This window comes from Kribbella pratensis (genome assembly GCF_004365355.1).
Lineage (GTDB): Bacteria > Actinomycetota > Actinomycetes > Propionibacteriales > Kribbellaceae > Kribbella.
The window spans coordinates 642,846-659,674 of record NZ_SODP01000004.1 but is presented as its reverse complement, the minus strand read 5'-3'; the positions used below and the strand labels follow the sequence as shown (position 1 = coordinate 659,674).

Below are 16,829 nucleotides of genomic sequence, written 5' to 3'. Positions count from 1 at the left end.
CAATGCAACGCAAGACCAACCGGAAGGCGCTGGCTGCCCTGGTGATCGCCGGCGCGCTCGCGCTGTCCGCCTGTGGAGGTGGCGGAGCGGCCGCCCCGAAGAAGGGCGAGGACAAGCCGGTCGACTCGCTGAAGTTTTACAACGACAAGGGTGGCTGGAAGGACGCCTTCACCCAGGTCGGCGCGGCCAGCAAGAAGGACATCGGCGTCGGCATGCAGCCGGTCGGGTACTCCGACTCGAACACGTACACCGCCTTCATCCGGTCGTCGTTCCGGACCAAGGAGAAGGCGGACCTGTTCACCTGGCACACCGGCAAGGAGCTTCAGGATCTGGTGGACCAGAAGCTCGTCGCCGACACCACCGACCAGTGGACCAAGGCGATTGCCGATGGCAACATTCCCGAGCAGCTCAAGCAGTACTTCACCTACGGCGACAAGCAGTACTGCGTGCCGCTGAACGCGGGCTACTGGGTGATGTACTACAACAAGGCCGTCTTCAAGAAGGCCGGCATCACCGACACGCCGAAGTCCTGGGCGGACATGCTCAAGGATGCCGACAAGTTGAAGGCGATCGGCGTGAAGCCGTTCTACCAGACCAACATCCTGTTCTCGTTCGTCTGGTTCGAGACGCTGCTCGCGGGCAAGGACCCCGACCTGTACGACGCGCTCGCCGCCGGCAAGGCGAAGTACACCGACCCCGGCGTGGTCGAGGTGATGAACGAGTGGAAGAAGATGATCGACGCCGGCTACTTCAGCGACCCGGGCTCGAAGACCGAGCCGCAGGCGCAGCTGAAGAACGGCGACGTCGCGATGATCAACTTCGGCACCTGGTTCAGCGGCAACCTGAACACGCTGAAGATGAAGGCCGGCACCGACTACGACTTCTTCGTGATCCCGAACGTGAATCCCGCTCTGCCGAAGACCTCGATGATCTTCGAGACGGGTCCGGTCTGCTCGGCCGCGGCCAGCGACCACGCGTCGACGGTGAAGAAGTGGACCGACTGGTGGGTCACGCCGCAGGCGCAGACCGCGTGGGCGAACTCCCGCGGCGACCTGTCGTTCAACCCGAAGGCCGAGGTCAAGGACCCGAGCCTGGCGGCGCTGAACAAGGACGTCGGCGGTGACGGCTACCGGCTGATCAACCGGTGGTTCGAGGCGACGCCCGTACCTGTCGCGAACAAGGCGCTCGAGGTGTTCGGCGCGTTCGTGACCAAGCCGGGTGACCCGATGCCGGGCCTGCAGAAGATCCAGGCCGAGGCGGACGCGTACTGGGCCAAGCAGAAGTGACTTCCACGATCGAACGGCCACCGGTGAAGGTCCGGGCGAGGACTCAGCGCCCGGACCGGACCGGGGCCCGCATGGCGCCACTGTTCGGGCTACCGGCTGCCGGCGTGGTCGCACTGCTGCTCTACCTGCCGTTCCTGTGGACGACGTACGTCAGCTTCACGCAGTACGACGGGCTGGCGTCGCCGGTGTGGACCGGGCTGGCGAACTACAAGGCGATGTTCAGCGACCCCGATCTGACCGGGGCGCTCGTCAACACGCTGCTGTGGGTCGTCGGCATGGTGACTCTGCCAGTCGTGCTCGGGCTGCTGATCGCAGTACTGACCTATGGGCACAAATGGGGCACGTGGCTGCGGTTGCCGTTCCTGCTGCCGTACGCGATCTCTGGTGTGGCTGTCGGTGTCATCTGGGGCTTCGTACTGCAGCCGGACGGTGCACTGGGCCAGGCACTCGGCTTCTTCGGGCTACCGGGTGCCCACACGGGCTGGTTGCAGGCAGGTCCTGGCAACACGCTGATGATGATCGTCGCGGTCACCTGGCAGGCGGCCGGCGTGAATGCGTTGCTGTTCGTGGTCGGTTTGCAGTCCATCCCCGGTGAGCCGCTGGAGGCTGCGCGGCTGGACGGTGCGGAGGGGTTCAGTCTCTTCCGCCACCACCTCTGGCCGCAGCTCCGGCCGATCACGACAGTGGTCATCGGGCTGTCGATCGTCGGCAGCCTGAAGACGTTCGATGTGGTGTGGGTGATGACGCAGGGCGGGCCCGGTACGTCGTCCGAGACGCTGGCGCTGTCCATGTACAAGGAGACCTTTGTGCTGAACGACTACGGCCAGGGTGCGGCGATCGCGCTGTTCCTCAGCCTGGTCACGTTCGCCGCGTCGATCCTGTACCTGCGCTACCAGTTGGGGGACGCCCGTGAGCAGGGTTAAGACAGCGTTCCTGATGGTGCTGGGCCTGATCTGGCTCGCGCCGGTGTACCTGCTGGTCGTCAACGCGTCGAAGTCCGTCGACGGGTACGACGCGAAGACGGTCTGGAAGCCGGCCGGCTTCTCGCTGTTCTCGAACTTCGGTGACGCGTGGAGCAAGGCCGCGCTCGGCGACACGTTGGTCGCGACCACGATGTACAGCGTGATCGCGCCGGTGCTCGCGGTGCTGATCGGCGCGGCCGCCGGCTACGCGATCGTCGTACTGCGGTTGAAGCGTGGGTTCCTGTGGTTCGTGTTCATCTTCGGCGGGACGATCTTCCCGCTGCAGATGATCCTGATGCCGCTGTTCTCCGGATACGCGAACTCCGGGCTGTACGACACGCGGGTCGGGATGATCATCGTGTACACCGCGATCAGCGTGCCGTTCTCGGCGTTCGTGATGCGCAACTTCTTCACCGGGATCGCGCGGAGCGTGTTCGAGGCAGCGGTGGTCGACGGCGGAGGGCTGTTCCGGATCTTCCGCAGCATCTACCTGCCGATGGCGGGGTCCGCGCTGGCCGCGATCTTCATCCTGCAGGCGACCTTCGTCTGGAACGACCTGCTGCTCGGCCTCACGCTCTCGCAGTCCGACTCGGTCCGACCGATCATGCCGGCGCTGACCGGCCTGCAGAGCACGTACGGCGGTGCTTCGTTGCCGACTGTGCTTGCCGGCGGTCTGCTCGTCTCGCTCCCGACCGTGATCTTGTTCCTCGCCGCCCAACGCTTCTTCTCCCGGGGCCTCGCCCTGGGTCAGTTCTGAAAGGAACCATATGCCGCAGCAGTCGAATGCCGCCTCGGGCGGACAGAACGCCGCCTCCGGCGGCGGGGTGGGGGGTGGTCGCACAGTCGTGGTCACGGGGGGAGCCGCCGGGATCGGACGAGGTGCAGTCGAGCGGTTCGTCGCCGCGGGGGATCGGGTGGTCGCCCTCGATCGGGATGCCGCCGCGCTCGCCGCCCTGGAGGCCGAGCTCGGTGAGCTCGTGACCGGACGCGCCGTGGACGTTGCCGACCGCGCGGCTCTCGCCGCGATCGCCACCGAGGCCGGACCCGTCGATGCGCTGGTCTGTGCCGCGGGAGTCCAGCGGTACGGAACCGTCGTAGACACGCCGGGCTCCGTGTACGACGAGGTGATGGCGATCAACGTCGGCGGCGTGTTCTTCGCGTGCCAGGCGTTCGTACCCAAGCTGCCACGCGGTGGCAGTGTCGTCGTGGTCTCGTCCGTCCAGGCGTACGCCGCGCAGACGAGCGTCGCGGCGTACTCGATGGGTAAGGGCGCCTTGCTCAGCCTCGTCCGGGCGATGGCCGTGGATCACGCGGCGGACGGTATCCGGGCGAACGCGGTCTGCCCCGGCTCTGTGGACACGCCGATGCTGCGGACATCCGCTGCGCAGTTCGGCGGTGGGCGGTCGACGGACGAAGTGGTCGCCGAATGGGGCCGGTCGCATCCGCTCGGCCGGGTGGCGACACCAGGAGAAGTTGCCGAGGTCATCTACTTTCTGTCCTCACCGGCCGCGTCGTTCGTGACCGGCGCGGATGTGAAGGTCGACGGCGGGCTGACCGCCGGGCTGGCCGTCGTACTGCCGGAGGACGCGAAGTGAAGATCGTCGATATCCGCGCCACCACGGTCACCGTCCCACTCGAGGCACCGCTACGGCACAGCAACGGGGCGCACTGGGGACGCTTCGTACGGACCGTGGTGGAGGTCGAGGCCGACAATGGGCTGATCGGCCTGGGCGAGATGGGCGGCGGCGGGCAGAGTGCGGAGGCCGCCGTCGCCGGGTTGAAGCCGTACCTGCTCGGGCACGACCCGGCACGCACCGAGGCGTTGCGCTGGATGCTCGCCAACCCGACCGCGAGCCTGTACAACAACCGCACTCAGTTGCTCGCAGCAATCGAATTCGCCTGCCTGGATCTGCAGGGTCGCGAGCTCGGCGTACCGGTGCACGAGCTGCTCGGCGGCAAGGTGCGGGACGTCGTGCCGTTCGCGAGCTACCTGTTCTTCCGGCACCCGAACGACGACGGCACCGGCGAGATCCGGACCGCGTCTCAACTGGTGGAGCATGCTCGCGCGCTTGTCGACGAGCACGGGTTCAGCGTGCACAAGCTCAAGGGCGGCGTCTTCCCGCCCGACTACGAGCGCGAGTGCTTCCGCGCGCTGGCCGAGGCGTTTCCGGGCCATCGTGTCCGGTTCGACCCGAACGGAGCGTTCAGTGTCGAGGAGGCGATCCGGTTCGCGCGCGGTATCGAGGACCTCGACAACGACTACCTCGAGGACCCGACCTGGGGCCTGAACGGGATGCGCCGCGTCCGCGAGAACACGCCGATCCCGCTCGCCACCAACACGGTCGTCGTGAACTTCGAGCAGCTCGCGGCCAACGTGCGTGATCCAGCGGTCGACGTGATCCTGCTCGACACCACGTTCTGGGGCGGGATCCGGCCGTGCATCAAGGCGGCCGGTGTCTGCGAGACCTTCCAGCTGGGCGTGGCCGTGCACTCCTCGGGCGAGTTGGGCATCCAGCTGGCGACGATGCTGCACCTCGGCGCCGTCGTACCGAACCTCTCGTTCGCCGCGGATGCGCACTACCACCACCTGTGCGACGACATCATTGCCGGCGGCAAGCGTCCGTACGTCGACGGCGCGATCGCCGTACCGGACGGGCCCGGGCTCGGCGTCGAGCTGGACCGCGACAAGCTGGCGGAGTACGCCGAACTGTTCCGCGAGCTCGGTCCCTATCCGTACGACCGCGATCCGGCGCGCCCGGACTGGTACCCCCTGCTCCCGAACACCGATTGGGCCGACCCCTCATGATTCCTCGCAGTGCCGACCTGGCCAGCGATGTCCTCACCCACACGTACGACGACATGTTCAACCCGCCCGGGCTGACGAACTTCCTGGGTACGGCGCAGGTCGACCACGATGTCGTCGCGATCCGCAGCGTGAACTTCCCGCCGTACTCGCACGGCGACACGATCACCGCTCAGCTGTACGTCGACGGCCGGCTGGCACGCTCGTACGGCGGAACCGTTGAGGTCGTGTGGCGCCCGGACTGCGTCGTTCGCTCCACCACCGTCGACGGCCTGCACGTCCGCACCACTACGGCCTGCGCCCCGGGCCGCCCAGCCGTCGTCGTACACGTGGAGGTGTCTGGCGCACCGGGCCGGACGGTCCAACTGGGGTTCGCACTGGAGAGCACGGCGACTCGCTCGTCGACTGGATGGTTGCGCCCGGAGCCGCCGTCGGAGCCCAACACGCTGTCAGCTGTCGACGGTCGGGTTGTCGGCACTGGTGAGTCCCGATCGGCTGTGAGCCTGCAAGGCCTCGATGTGCCCAGCACTGTGGACAGGGGGATGCTCGAGACGAGCCTGGTTCTGGATGAGGCAGGGCGCGGGAGTCTGTCGTATGTGCACGTGCTGGCGGGGTCGTTGGAAGAAGCTGCGGAGCACTTTGACGTCTGTGTGGCCGACGTACCTGCGGTGATTGCAGTGGCGGAGAGCATGTGGGATGTGGCGATTGCCGACGCTTTCGACCCGTCCAGCCAGGGCTTCAGCGGGTCCTTGCCTGTGCTGGAGACGTCGAACGAGGCGCTGCAGAAGCTGTACTGGTGGGGCGTGCTGGGCGTCATCTGGTTCCGGAGGGACAACCCGGCCAGCGTGCTCGGCCGGACCTACGACACGTTGATGCCGAGGTACTGGCAGACCACGACGTTCATCTGGGACTACAGCTTGTCGTCGTTGACGCATGCGCTGCTGGACCCGGAGCCGATGCGCAAACACATCGAGCACTGGATCGGCCTCGACACCCACAAGCACTTCGGCACCGAGTGGCTGACCGGCGGACCGGTTGGCTACTGGTACTCGGTCAACGACTTCGCCATGACCAGACTCGTGCGCGACTACGTCCGCTTCACCGGTGACGAGACGTTCCTCGACGCTACGGTCGGTCCGAAGGCTGTCGGGGAGCATGTGCACGACTGGGCGACCGCCTGGCGTGGTCTGCGCGGCGAGCACGCGCTGGCGGACTACGGCGGCATCGACAACCTGATGGAGTGCGTGAGCAGCTACGTGCACGAGGTCGCCAGCTTCAACGCTGCGAACGTCTGGTGCATGCGGGTCGCGGCTGAGATCGCAGACCGGTCGGGGGACTCCGATCGCGCCGCATTGCTGCGCAAGGAGGCGTCGGCACAGGCCGGCCACGTCAACGAGTTGTACGTCGAGGGCAAGGGCTTCTGGCACGCCCGGCAACCAGACGGATCACTGGTACCGGTGCGGCACTGCTACGACTTCAACCTCATCGCTACGACGATGCCGGACGACCTGTCCGAGTCGCAGTGCGCCGAGATGGTGTCGTTCTTCCAGGAGGAGCTGCAGACGCCGACGTGGATGCGCGCCCTGTCGCCGTACGACGCTGATGCTGCGTTCAGCGTCCGCCCTGATCACCAATGGAACGGTGCGTATCCGGCGTGGCCGGCGGATGCAGGGCGTGCGCTCTTCGCGCTCGGCCGCGGTGACGTACTACTCGACTGGCTGCCTGGGCTGGCGAAGACGGCGAACCAGGGCCCGTGCGGTCAGGCGCACTTCGTGGAGGAGGCGCAGCCGGCGATGGCCGGTGGAGCAGCCAAGTCCCCGCCGCAGTTCCCGTACCTGATCGACTGGTCCTGCTCGTCGTCCGGCGCCTGGGTCAGCCTGGTCCTGGAGGGCATCTTCGGCATCGAGGTAGCGCTCGACGGCACCGTCACTGCCAACCCACAGGTCGCGGCGCTGGACCCGGACGCCCGGCTGATCGGCCTCCGCGTCGGCTCCACCACCTACACCGTCACCGCCGACGGTCTGGCCTGACCCGCACCCCCATCTGAGGGGTCAACCCCTGCGATGGTGGGTTAGGCCCCGAGATTCTGGGGGCCGAACCCACAAGCTGCGGGGTTGACCCCTCAGATGGGATCAGCTGGGCGGCATGGCGATGGCTTCCAGGAGAGATTCCTGGGCGCCTTCGAGGTGACGGCGGAGCTCGTCGACGCATTCGTCGAGCTCGCCCCGCTCGAGCAGCCGGATCAGCTTGCGGTGGGACGCGACCTGTTGGCGCGCGTCCTGCCGCAAGGCATCCACCCGTGCGAGCGCGAGCCGGGCCTCGCCGGTGATCGAGTCGGCGGTGGCGATCAACCGCTCGCTGCCGGTCAACGCGACCAGACTGCGGTGGATCGCGAGGTGGGTCTCGGTCAAGGCCTCCGGGTCCGCGCCATCCTTAGCGGTCGCGGCGAACACCCGCATCGCCTCCCGGACCCGCTCCCGAGCTGCCTCGTCCGCGTCGAACCAGGCCCGGATCCCGGCCGACTCCAGCACGAACCGTGCCCGGCAGATGTCGGCCACCGCCTCGGGGTGCAGGATCGCGACGCTGACGCCCTTGTTCGGCTCGCGGACCGCGAGACCTTCGGTGACCAGCATCGTCATCGCTTCCCGGATCGTGCTCCGGGCGACCCCCAGCGCTTCGGCCAGCGGCTGCTCGCGCAGCGGCGTACCGGGCTCCAGGTCGCCGGCGAACAGCGCGGCGCGCAGCGCGTCGACCACCCGGTCCACCGTGGTCGAGCGGTCCACCCGCAGCCGTTCGTACATGGTGTGATTCTCGTCCAGACCCGGTCCGTTGTCGCGCGCGACCCGGTTCGCGGACCACCCCAGCCGCCGGCCTGTGGATAACTTCCGACACGATGACCCGGTTTTCGGGCAGCATTTCCCCCAGTGGCCGCCCCTCTTCGCGGACCGGCGCGGGAGTCCACTCGAGTGAGCGAGGAGCACAACGTGGGAGACAGCAAAGTGCTGCCGATCCTCGGCGCGATCGGGCTGATCCTGCTGCTCCCGCTGCTGATCGTCCTGCTGATGCTGCTCGGTGTCCTGGGCGGGATGGACACGGCCGAGGCGCAATGCGCTCAGCAGGCCACGGAACAGAGCCTGTTCGCGTACCCGACCGACTCGCAGAAGATCGACGTCGACTGGACCGACCCGCTGTCCGTCGCTCCGCACCAGGGATACGACTTCAAGGTCGACGAGGGCAGCAAGGTCTACGCCTCGCAGGACGGCAAGGTCGTCAAGGCCGACGGCGGCGAGGTCCGGATCCGGCGCGAGGACGTCGAGACGCGGACGAAGTACCTCAAGACCATCAGCGTGGCGCTGAACGCCGACGTCAAGCGCGGCGACGTGATCGGCACCTCCGGCACCGGCGACGAGGTCGCGCCCGGGCTGGTCGGCCCGCACATCCACTGGGAGATGTGGGTCAACAAGGCCGAGAAGAAAGACGATCCCGCGGATTGGGAGACCCAGAAGCCGGACAAGAACCCGTTCGAGCTCGACACCTCCGACTCCGGCGACAGCGGCTGCTCCTGCCTCAACGGCGACCTCAGCGGAGCGAACAACCAGCAGAAGGCGTTCAACTTCTTCGTCCAGAACGGATACACCAAGGAGCAGGCCGCCGGCATCGTCGGCAACATGATCAGCGAGTCCAGCGTCGAGCCCGGCCGCAAGCAGGGCACGGCGCCCGGGACGGTGACCAAGCCCGCGGACGTGCTCGGGTACTCGGGCGGCTGGGGCATCGTCCAGTGGACGCCGGCGTCCAAGATGATCAACCCGTCCCGCGATGCCGGGGTCGGCGACGACGTCATCGGCTCGCTGGCCTACCAGCTGGAGTTCCTGCACAAACAGCTCCTCGGCAAGCCGCCGCTGTCGGAGAAGGCCGCCGGTGACGCGGTCAAGGCCGCCACCAGCGTCGACGCTGCCGCGGTCGCGTTCGGCGGCCAGTTCGAGCGGTTCGCAGGATACGAGAACCCGAACAACCCGCGGTACGCCGAGCGCAAGGCGAACGCCGAGCACGTGCTGAACACCTTCGGCGGATCGGCTCCGGCCGCCGGCAAGGGCGGCGGCGACGACCCCAGCGGGTGCGGCGCCGGCAGCGGCAACATCGCCGCGGTCGCGAAGAACCTGGCCTGGCCGGAGAGCGGTCACGACGGCGTCGCCGCGAGCATCGCGAAGCCGGAGTTCGTCGAGGCGATGGCGAAGTACAACGACGGCGGCAGCGGCGAGGATCCGTACAGTGACTGTGGCCGGTTCGTCGCGACGGTGATGCACATGAGCGGCGCCGACCCGAAGTACCCGAATGTAGGCACCGATGTGCAGCGCACCTACCTGGAGTCCTCGGGGAAGTACGACTGGTGGCACGGTGAGCCACCGGGCGGGATGAAGCCGGGTGACATCCTGAACGGTCCCGGCCACACGTACCTGTACGTCGGTCCGTGGGGCAAGGACGGCGGCGGGTACAACTCGGCGTCCGGCTCGCTGCACGATCACGTGCCGGAGGCCGGTCACCTGTACGGCGTCGGTGGGCAGTTCACTGTCTACCGGCTGAAGAGCGCGCCGGTACCGAAGAGCTGAGGAAAGGAACGGGTGCAGCTGATGCTGGAGGAGAACCGGCGGCCGTTGTTTATCGGCGTGGTCGCGCTGGCGGTCGTCGTCGTGCTGGTCGGCGGCATCCTGCTGTTCCGCGGCGGCTCGCAGACCAGCCTGACCGTGGAGTCCATCCCGAACGACCTGACGCTGAAGCTGGACGGCCACGAGATCCCCGCGAACGGTGAGATCAAGGTGAAGGCCGGCCAGCACACGCTCGAGGGTCAGCGCCGGGGCTTCGAGGGCTACACGATGACGTTCACCGCCGAGGGCGATCGGCAGGCCGTCAAGATGTACCTCTATGCCAACAGCGCCGAGGGTCGCGAATGGGCCAAGAACAATCCCGGAGAGGAACTGAAGCTCGAGGCCGAGGCGGGTCGGCGGTACGACGAGACCCAGGCCAGGCTCAAGCAGAAGTACCCGATCCTCAGCCAGCTGCCGTACGTCGGCGACGGCTTCGAGGCCACCTACACCAAGTCCAAGACCGACCCGACCAACCCGGAGGCGATCTCGGTCGTCATCGAGATCTACGGTCCCCAAGGCAGAGAAAAAGCCGACCAATGGATCCAAGGCTATGGCTGGGACCCAGCCACCCTCGACCTGATCTGGACCACCGGCAAGTAGAAGGGGGGCTTCTCGCGGCGGGGTGGACCCACTGCGGTGTCGGCGACTGGGCGACAGCACTCCTGTCCCCGGACGGTACGGCGGTCGCGCGCATCAGCCCGTTCGACCCGGCCGGTCCGTACGTCGCCGCGTTCTACCGCGAGGCGTCGTACACCGGCCAGGTCCCACAACTGTTCGCCCACCACCGCCTGACCGGCGGCGGCGACCTCCAACTGATGGAGCCACTCCAGCCGGTTCCTGAAGCCGAAGCCGCGGCGTTCCACGACGCGATTGCTGCACGAGCACCGGAAGTCGCCGATCTCGTCGACGTGGTGCACCGCGTTCACGAGCGCGCCCAGGCAGAGCTGCCCTGGTGTGGACCGCTGGACGACAATCCGGACAACGTCATGCGGACCGCCGACGGACGACTGGTCATCGCAGACCTGTTCTCCGCCGATGGTCCGACGATTTACGCGACCGTCGTCTCTGACCCGGATCTCGTCGTCGCTCGGATCCCGGAGGCCGAGCGGCGGTTCATGACCGAGATCCCGCTCGCCAACACGGGCGCCTGGGAGCCGGCGGTCCGGGAGTCGATGCGTGCTGGGCTGGCGGCTGCTGACGCGCGCTCAGGCTGGTAGGAGTAGTTCGCCGCCGGGGGTGGTGATGTCGGCCAGGGGGAAGTCCAGGGGGTTGGTCAGGCAGCGGGCCGAGCCGCCGCCCTTGTGGAACTCGGAGAGGTCCAGGACGACTACTCGTAGGCCCAAGTCGGTGAAGATTGCGCGAAGGCGTGGGGAGCAGGCGGGCATGATGATCGTCTCGTTCACGACGATGGAGTTCGCGGTGAACGCGAAGGCCTCGTCGTCGGTCAGCACGATCGGGTCGGGAACGATGGCGGCTAGTTCGGCCTGGCTGGCGGTGTCGAACGCCGGCGGGTAGACCATCGCGTGGGTGCTGTCCACCGGGCAGAACGGCAGGTCCAGGTGGTACATGCCCTCGTGCGCGATCCGCAGCCCACGGACGCGGATGTTCCACCCGGTCGCGAGGTGCTTGAGTGCGTCGGCCTCGGTGCGCGGACCGTACCCGACGACCAGGCTGTCGCCGAACACGAACGCATCCCCGGACTCGAAGTGCGGTCCGACGCCTTCACCGCCGGTCCGGTCCAGCTGGAAACCGTGCCCCGTGAACCACTCGGCCGCGGTCAGCGACTCCTTGCGGCGCGGCTCGAACCGCATGTGCGAGAGCATCGCGCGCCCGTCCGCGGCCGCCAGCCCGAGGTTCATCGCGTACACCATGTCGGGGGAGTCCTGGCGCTGCGCCAGTACTTCGACCTCGCCGCCGGCGTCCACGATCGCCTGCCGCAGGGAGTCCCACTGCTTGAGCGTCAGCGCCGGGTCCGGCTGGTCCTGGGTCGACATGTACGGGTTGATCACGTAGTCGATCCGGAAGTGGTCCGGCCGGACCATCAGATAGCGACGACCCCACCCCAGTGGCTGCCCCATGAACACCCTCCCTGACCCGATGAGATCCAGTGTCAGATCTCCTGATTGTCCGACAATCAGTCAGTTTGAGGCTCGACGTACCCGGAGTCAAACGGTGTGCGCGAGGTCGCTCGAAGGAGGGTGGTTCCGGCGTGAGGTAAGGACTAACCTGCGGGCATGACCCCTGACAACGAGGTTCGCTTTCGCGCCTGCCTGGACGACGTCGCGGCTTACAAGCCGGGCCGTCCGCCGGCGCGCACCGACGGCCGGCCGACGTACAAGTTGTCCAGCAACGAGAACCCGTACCCGCCGCTCCCGGGCGTGCTCGCCGCCGCGACCGAGGCTGCGGCCCAGATGAACCGCTACCCGGACATGGGCTGTGTCGAGCTGCTCGACGCGCTCTCGGCCCGGTTCGGCGTACCGGTCAGCGATCTCGCGGTCGGGACCGGATCGGTCGCATTGCTGTACCACCTGCTGCAGGCCACGGTCTCGGAGGGTGACGAGGTCGTCTACGCCTGGCGCTCGTTCGAGGCGTACCCGATCGCTGTTCAGCTGACCGGCGCCACGTCGGTCCAGGTGCCGCTGACCGCCGACGCCCGCCACGACTTCAAGGCGATGGAGGCCGCGATCACCGACCGCACCAAGGTCGTGCTGGTCTGTACGCCGAACAACCCGACCGGCCCCGTCGTACGCCGGGACGAGCTGCTCGCGTTCCTGGACGTCGTACCGTCGAACGTGCTCGTCGTCCTGGACGAGGCGTACCGCGAGTTCGTCCGCGAGACCGACGTTGTTGACGGCGTCGAGGTGTACCGCGACCGGCCGAACGTGGTCGTGATGCGGACGTTCTCGAAGGCGTACGGTCTGGCCGGCTTCCGCGTCGGGTACGCGATCGGCCACCCGCCGGTGGTCGCCGCGATCCGCAAGTGCGCGCTGCCGTTCGGAGTCAGCTACGTCGCACAGTCCGCGGCGATCGCGTCCCTGGCTGTCGAGGAGGAGCTCCTCGAGCGGGTCGACGCGCTGGTCGCCGAGCGGACCCGCGTTGTCGATGAGCTGCGTGCCGCCGGCTGGGACGTGCCGGAGTCGGAGACGAACTTCGTCTGGCTCGACCTGGGCGAGGACACCGTCAAGTTCGCCGAAGCTGTGCAGGCCGAGGGCGTCTCGGTCCGCCCGTTCCCCGGCGACGGCGTCCGCGTCACCATCGGCGAGTCCGAAGCCAACGACCTCTTCCTCGGCGTCGCCCGCGCTTGGCGCCAGTGAGCGCGCTCGTCTGGATCTCCGGCGCATCGGCCGGGATCGGCGCCGCCCTCGCCGCGGCGGTGCCGATCCCGGACGCCCGCGTCATCGACATCTCCCGCCGGGGCGGTACGCCGAACCACCTGCGGGCCGACCTCTCGGACCCCGCCGGCTGGGCCGTTGTCGAAGCGCACTTCACGAAGGAACTGGCCGAGTACGACGGCGACCACGCGATCTTCATCCACAACGCCGGCACCATCAGCCCGATCGGCCCCGCGGCCTCTGCTGATCCGTCCTCGTACACCCGTGCGGTCCTGCTCAACTCGGCCGCTCCGCAGGTGCTCGGCGCCGCGTTCCTCCGCGCGTCCGCTCACCTCACGTGCGAACGCCACCTGATCCTGCTCTCCTCCGGAGCTGCCAAGACGGCGTACGCCGGTTGGTCCTCTTACAACGCGGGGAAGGCGGCCGTAGAGCACTGGGTCCGCACGGTCGGCCAAGAGCAACCCGCCAACTCCTACGTCATCGCCGTGGCTCCCGGCGTGGTCGACACCGCCATGCAGTCCGAGATCCGCGCCACAGCCGAGGCGGACTTCCCATCCGTGTCCCGCTTCCACGAGCTAAAGCGCTCCGGCTCCCTCACCACCCCAGAAGCAGCCGCCACCGGCATCTGGTCCCTCCTCACCCGAAACCTCCCCAACGGCTCCTGCGTAGACCTCCGCCACCTCTAGGTACTGCGGTCACCCGGGCGATAGGTACTACGGACAGCTCGCCCGGGTGCGGTCGGCGCGCGTGGTGTTACGCGCGGCTCCCGCCCAGCCGGCCAGCTCGCCCGGGTGCGGTCGGCCCGCACGGTCTTACGCGCGGCTCCCACCCACCCGGCCAGCTCGCCCGGGTGCGGTCGGCCCGCGCGGCGTTACGCGCGGCTGCGACCCACCCTCCGACTCATCGTCAGCGAATCCTTTCCGGCTACCGCCGTACCAGCGCGCTGCCGCGCGTAGAACTGCTTCGTGGTGGGCCGCGACCGTGGTGATCGATCGACTCGTGCTGCACCGCCGCGATCGTCAAGCTCGCGCAGGACGGGAAGCTGACGGAGCTGACGAACCGGCGCACACGTCCGAGCCACCGCTGGCCACCAAGCTGCGTCGCCCGGCACGGGAGGGGTTAACCCGTCCACTTGCCGGTTAGCGGCCTGTATGAAGCGTGTGAACCGGCAAGGCCAGGGGTTAACCCCTGAGACGTTCGCCAACCGGAGCCGCTCGGGGAGCTGGGGTTCGCCGGGCCGATCCGGCTCCCGCCCCAGTCCGTCCGCTCTGCCGCCGACTCGTGGCGTTTGGCGGGTGTCCGCCGCGCCGAGTCGTGAACGAGGTCGCCACGGCTCGCCCAATCCCACGACTTGGGCTCACGGCGCGGCTTGGTGAGCGATCTGTGGGGAAGGTCCGGCGATAGGGCGGGGGGAGGGACGTCGGCTCGCCCGATCCCCACGACTCGGGCTCACGGCGCGGCTTGGTGAGTGATCTGTGGGGAAGGTCCGGCGATAGGGCGGGGGGAGGGACGTCGGCTCGCCCGATCCCCACGACTCGACTCACGGCGCGGCTTGGTGAAACAAAAGAGCGGCGCCGGGAGGAGTGAGGCTTGCTCCCGGCGCCGCGGTTGTTGCGTGTTGCTCCGAATCAGTCAACCCACCGAGGTGGCTGGTTCGGGTCCTGCATCACTGACCAGGGAGGGTCAGTTGTTCTGCTCGTTGCTCTGCTCGCAGGTCTTGAGCGAGTCGACGGAGTTGCCGTCGTTGTCCAGGCCGAGGATGCCGGTCGGGTTCGTCAGCGGCACGGTGCCGCCGATGCCCGTGGCGTCGATCTCGTTGTGGCAGACCTGCCACGGACCGACCTTGTTGTCGCTCACCGAGACAACGCCGTTGCCGTCAGCCTTGTACCACTTGCGGTTCTGCTCGTTGCTCTGCTCGCAGGTCTTGACGGCGGTGATGCTGTTGCCGTCGTTGCCCCAGCCAACGATGCCGGTGATGTCCTCGGCCGGCACGGTGCCGCCGATGCCGGTGCCGGCACCGAAGTTGTGGCAGGCCTGGACCGCACCGAGGTCGTTGCGGTCGATCGCGACCAGGGAGCCGTCCTTCTTGACGCCCCACCAGCGAGCGTGGCCCATGTCGTAGCCCTTGCTGGCCGCCGATGCCGCGTCGGCCAGGCCGGTGTCCTGAGCCTTCTTCTGCGCGTCGTCCAGAACGTTGGCGCTCACCATGGTGGCCAGGCCCAGGGTGGCGACGGTCGCCACTGCCGCAGCTGCGACGATCTTGCGAGTTACCTGCATTATGCCAGGTTTCCTTTCGGGTTTGACGGATTCGTCTTAGTGCTAACGACACCTGGCAGCACCGGTTACAAACTTTTTCGTCAACTTTTTCGCCGCAGGCGGGCACATAGGTCGACGGTGATGAGTTTCCTGACAAAGCAATCAATCCCGTGCTGACCAGGCAACTTACCAGCAACGGCACGGTCGGAAGAGCGAGTGGAAGTTGAAACAGAAGCACCCGTAACCGAGCCCGTGGTGCGTCGTTGAGTCAGCGCGGGTGACGGATGCCCGGTGAATCGGGACATTGTTTCGGTGGGCTCGGTGGTCGCCGAATTGGCAATAGCACGATCTGCCGGAATATCGTTGGAACCATTGCCGAGTTTCGTGCCGTGTTTTTTCGGGGCACGGTGCGACCGGCGTCAGACCCGCTGCCGCGCGCATCGGCAGCGGTGGGAGACCCGGGTCCCTCGTGGGCCCGGGTCTTTCCTTGTATCCGGCTCTGTACTACGTCACTTCGTACCGGGGTCGTACTACGTCACTTCCGCCGGCGCTCCGACGTGACCACGAGGGCGACGCCGACGATGATCACCGCGCCGCCGAGCAGGATCTGCCACGTCAGGCTCTCGCTGAGGATCAGCCATCCCAGGAACACAGCCACCGCCGGGTTGACGTACGCGTACGTCCCGACCAGCGAGATCGGCGCGTTCGCCAGCAGATACGAGTACGCCGTGTACGCGAGCAGCGAGCCGAACACGACCAGGTACCCCAGCGCGATCCACCCCGACCCGTCCACGCGGTCGAGGTGCAACCGCCCGGGCTCGCCTCGCAGTACGCCGAGCAGCACCATCGCCGTACCGCCGAAGACCATCTCGTAGAGCGCGGTCACCAGCGGATCCCGCGGCAGGCCGAGCCGCGGTGCGAACCGCGAACCGATCGCCCAGCAGATCGTGCCGACCATGAGGATCGCGACCGACAACGGCTTCGCGCTGGTGTTGCCACCTGACAACGCCAGCAATGCCGCGCCGCCGAACCCGATCAGTACACCGATCCACGTCATCGCGCGCGGCCGCTCGCCGCCACCCACCCGCAGCAACATCAGCCACAACGGGATCGCCGCGACGAGCAGCGCCGCCAACCCGGACGGGACGGTCTGCTCCGCGATCGCCACCGCACCGTTGCCAAAGGCAAGCAGCAGTACGCCGACCGTGGCCGCGCCGACCGCCTCCTGGCGCGTGATCCGCAGCCGCTTCCACCCGGACTTCACGGCCAGGCCTGCCGCCAGCAGTACCGCCGCGGTCAGGAAGCGCGTCGCCATCCCCAGCATCGGCGGGATGTCGGCGTCCACGACCACCCGGATCGCCAGGTACGTCGAACCCCAGACGATGTACACGACCGTGAGCGCGGTCCAGATCATCGCGCCGGAGGCCGGACGGGAACCGGTCCCGACCACTGGGGCCGGAGCGGAGGCGGCCATCCGAGTCTCCTCACCTGTCAGGGGTGTCATGCAGGAATGATGCTTACGCTATGGCTGGGCGATCCGGCGCGCA

General features: G+C 67.7%; 15 protein-coding genes. 11 read left to right on the top strand and 4 right to left on the bottom strand.

Features of this window, described 5'->3' with window-relative positions; translation table 11 throughout:
- The first annotated feature begins 2 nt into the window (after window positions 1-2).
- From EV653_RS37530 to EV653_RS37505, 6 genes are read left to right on the top strand one after another with little or no spacing between them, the layout of a single operon-like run.
- A complete protein-coding gene (locus tag EV653_RS37530) occupies window positions 3-1,286 on the top strand; it encodes an ABC transporter substrate-binding protein (RefSeq protein WP_134110743.1) in 1,284 nt (427 codons plus the stop codon).
- Window positions 1,283-2,209 carry a carbohydrate ABC transporter permease gene (locus EV653_RS37525; RefSeq protein ID WP_238160706.1) on the top strand — a complete coding sequence of 309 codons (927 nt, stop codon included), beginning with the start codon at window positions 1,283-1,285 and terminating at the stop codon, window positions 2,207-2,209. Before EV653_RS37530 ends, EV653_RS37525 begins: the two co-directional genes overlap by 4 nt.
- Window positions 2,196-3,005 (top strand): carbohydrate ABC transporter permease, encoded by an 810-nt coding sequence (locus EV653_RS37520; protein WP_134110741.1) that lies wholly within the window; start codon window positions 2,196-2,198, stop codon window positions 3,003-3,005. The genes EV653_RS37525 and EV653_RS37520 overlap by 14 nt, the downstream gene beginning before the upstream one ends.
- Before the next feature lie 10 nt (window positions 3,006-3,015).
- Complete coding sequence (locus EV653_RS37515; RefSeq protein ID WP_134110738.1) at window positions 3,016-3,843, top strand: SDR family oxidoreductase; 828 nt, start codon at window positions 3,016-3,018, stop codon at window positions 3,841-3,843.
- Complete coding sequence (locus EV653_RS37510; protein WP_134110736.1) at window positions 3,840-5,054, top strand: enolase C-terminal domain-like protein; 1,215 nt, start codon at window positions 3,840-3,842, stop codon at window positions 5,052-5,054. Before EV653_RS37515 ends, EV653_RS37510 begins: the two co-directional genes overlap by 4 nt.
- On the top strand, window positions 5,051-7,081 hold the full coding sequence (locus tag EV653_RS37505) for a hypothetical protein (RefSeq protein WP_134110734.1): 2,031 nt from the start codon (window positions 5,051-5,053) through the stop codon (window positions 7,079-7,081). The genes EV653_RS37510 and EV653_RS37505 overlap by 4 nt, the downstream gene beginning before the upstream one ends.
- A gap of 102 nt (window positions 7,082-7,183) precedes the next feature.
- Here EV653_RS37505 and EV653_RS37500 read toward each other — a convergent pair whose 3' ends face one another.
- Window positions 7,184-7,852, bottom strand: coding sequence for a GntR family transcriptional regulator (locus EV653_RS37500; protein WP_134110732.1), 669 nt, complete (start codon window positions 7,850-7,852; stop codon window positions 7,184-7,186).
- Between the two features lie 183 nt (window positions 7,853-8,035).
- Here EV653_RS37500 and EV653_RS37495 point away from each other — a divergent pair, with 183 nt between their 5' ends.
- The 3 genes from EV653_RS37495 to EV653_RS37485 are packed head-to-tail and all read left to right on the top strand — an operon-like array spanning window position 8,036 to window position 10,911.
- Complete coding sequence (locus EV653_RS37495; RefSeq protein WP_238160705.1) at window positions 8,036-9,658, top strand: phage tail tip lysozyme; 1,623 nt, start codon at window positions 8,036-8,038, stop codon at window positions 9,656-9,658.
- Window positions 9,659-9,679: 21 nt separating this feature from the next.
- Entirely contained in the window at window positions 9,680-10,294 is a 615-nt protein-coding gene (locus tag EV653_RS37490) for an S-layer protein (RefSeq protein WP_134111043.1), read from the top strand.
- Window positions 10,231-10,911 (top strand): hypothetical protein, encoded by a 681-nt coding sequence (locus EV653_RS37485; protein ID WP_134110729.1) that lies wholly within the window; start codon window positions 10,231-10,233, stop codon window positions 10,909-10,911. The genes EV653_RS37490 and EV653_RS37485 overlap by 64 nt, the downstream gene beginning before the upstream one ends.
- On the opposite strand, the gene EV653_RS37480 is transcribed toward EV653_RS37485, so the two are convergent.
- Window positions 10,900-11,772, bottom strand: coding sequence for a dimethylarginine dimethylaminohydrolase family protein (locus tag EV653_RS37480; protein WP_134110727.1), 873 nt, complete (start codon window positions 11,770-11,772; stop codon window positions 10,900-10,902). The genes EV653_RS37485 and EV653_RS37480 overlap by 12 nt on opposite strands.
- A gap of 156 nt (window positions 11,773-11,928) precedes the next feature.
- Here EV653_RS37480 and hisC point away from each other — a divergent pair, with 156 nt between their 5' ends.
- Window positions 11,929-13,008 (top strand): histidinol-phosphate transaminase, encoded by a 1,080-nt coding sequence (gene hisC / locus EV653_RS37475; RefSeq protein ID WP_134110725.1) that lies wholly within the window; start codon window positions 11,929-11,931, stop codon window positions 13,006-13,008.
- Complete coding sequence (locus EV653_RS37470) at window positions 13,005-13,712, top strand: SDR family NAD(P)-dependent oxidoreductase (protein ID WP_166679682.1); 708 nt, start codon at window positions 13,005-13,007, stop codon at window positions 13,710-13,712. Before hisC ends, EV653_RS37470 begins: the two co-directional genes overlap by 4 nt.
- A 997-nt stretch (window positions 13,713-14,709) precedes the next feature.
- On the opposite strand, the gene EV653_RS37465 is transcribed toward EV653_RS37470, so the two are convergent.
- Together EV653_RS37465 and EV653_RS37460 are read right to left on the bottom strand one after the other, a co-directional pair.
- A complete protein-coding gene (locus EV653_RS37465) occupies window positions 14,710-15,303 on the bottom strand; it encodes a hypothetical protein (protein ID WP_134110720.1) in 594 nt (197 codons plus the stop codon).
- Between the two features lie 514 nt (window positions 15,304-15,817).
- Window positions 15,818-16,786, bottom strand: a complete 969-nt coding sequence (locus tag EV653_RS37460; protein ID WP_238160704.1) for an EamA family transporter — start codon at window positions 16,784-16,786, stop codon at window positions 15,818-15,820.
- Window positions 16,787-16,829 lie beyond the last annotated feature (43 nt).

Coding starts and splice junctions, on each gene's coding strand:
- EV653_RS37530 (WP_134110743.1), top strand. CDS start 3: ATGCAACGCAAGACCAACCGGAAGGCGCTGGCTGCCCTGGTGATCGCC.
- EV653_RS37515 (WP_134110738.1), top strand. CDS start 3,016: ATGCCGCAGCAGTCGAATGCCGCCTCGGGCGGACAGAACGCCGCCTCC.
- EV653_RS37505 (WP_134110734.1), top strand. CDS start 5,051: ATGATTCCTCGCAGTGCCGACCTGGCCAGCGATGTCCTCACCCACACG.
- EV653_RS37500 (WP_134110732.1), bottom strand. CDS start 7,852: ATGTACGAACGGCTGCGGGTGGACCGCTCGACCACGGTGGACCGGGTG.
- EV653_RS37490 (WP_134111043.1), top strand. CDS start 9,680: ATGCTGGAGGAGAACCGGCGGCCGTTGTTTATCGGCGTGGTCGCGCTG.
- EV653_RS37485 (WP_134110729.1), top strand. CDS start 10,231: ATGGATCCAAGGCTATGGCTGGGACCCAGCCACCCTCGACCTGATCTG.
- EV653_RS37480 (WP_134110727.1), bottom strand. CDS start 11,772: ATGGGGCAGCCACTGGGGTGGGGTCGTCGCTATCTGATGGTCCGGCCG.
- hisC (WP_134110725.1), top strand. CDS start 11,929: ATGACCCCTGACAACGAGGTTCGCTTTCGCGCCTGCCTGGACGACGTC.
- EV653_RS37465 (WP_134110720.1), bottom strand. CDS start 15,303: ATGCAGGTAACTCGCAAGATCGTCGCAGCTGCGGCAGTGGCGACCGTC.
- EV653_RS37460 (WP_238160704.1), bottom strand. CDS start 16,786: ATGACACCCCTGACAGGTGAGGAGACTCGGATGGCCGCCTCCGCTCCG.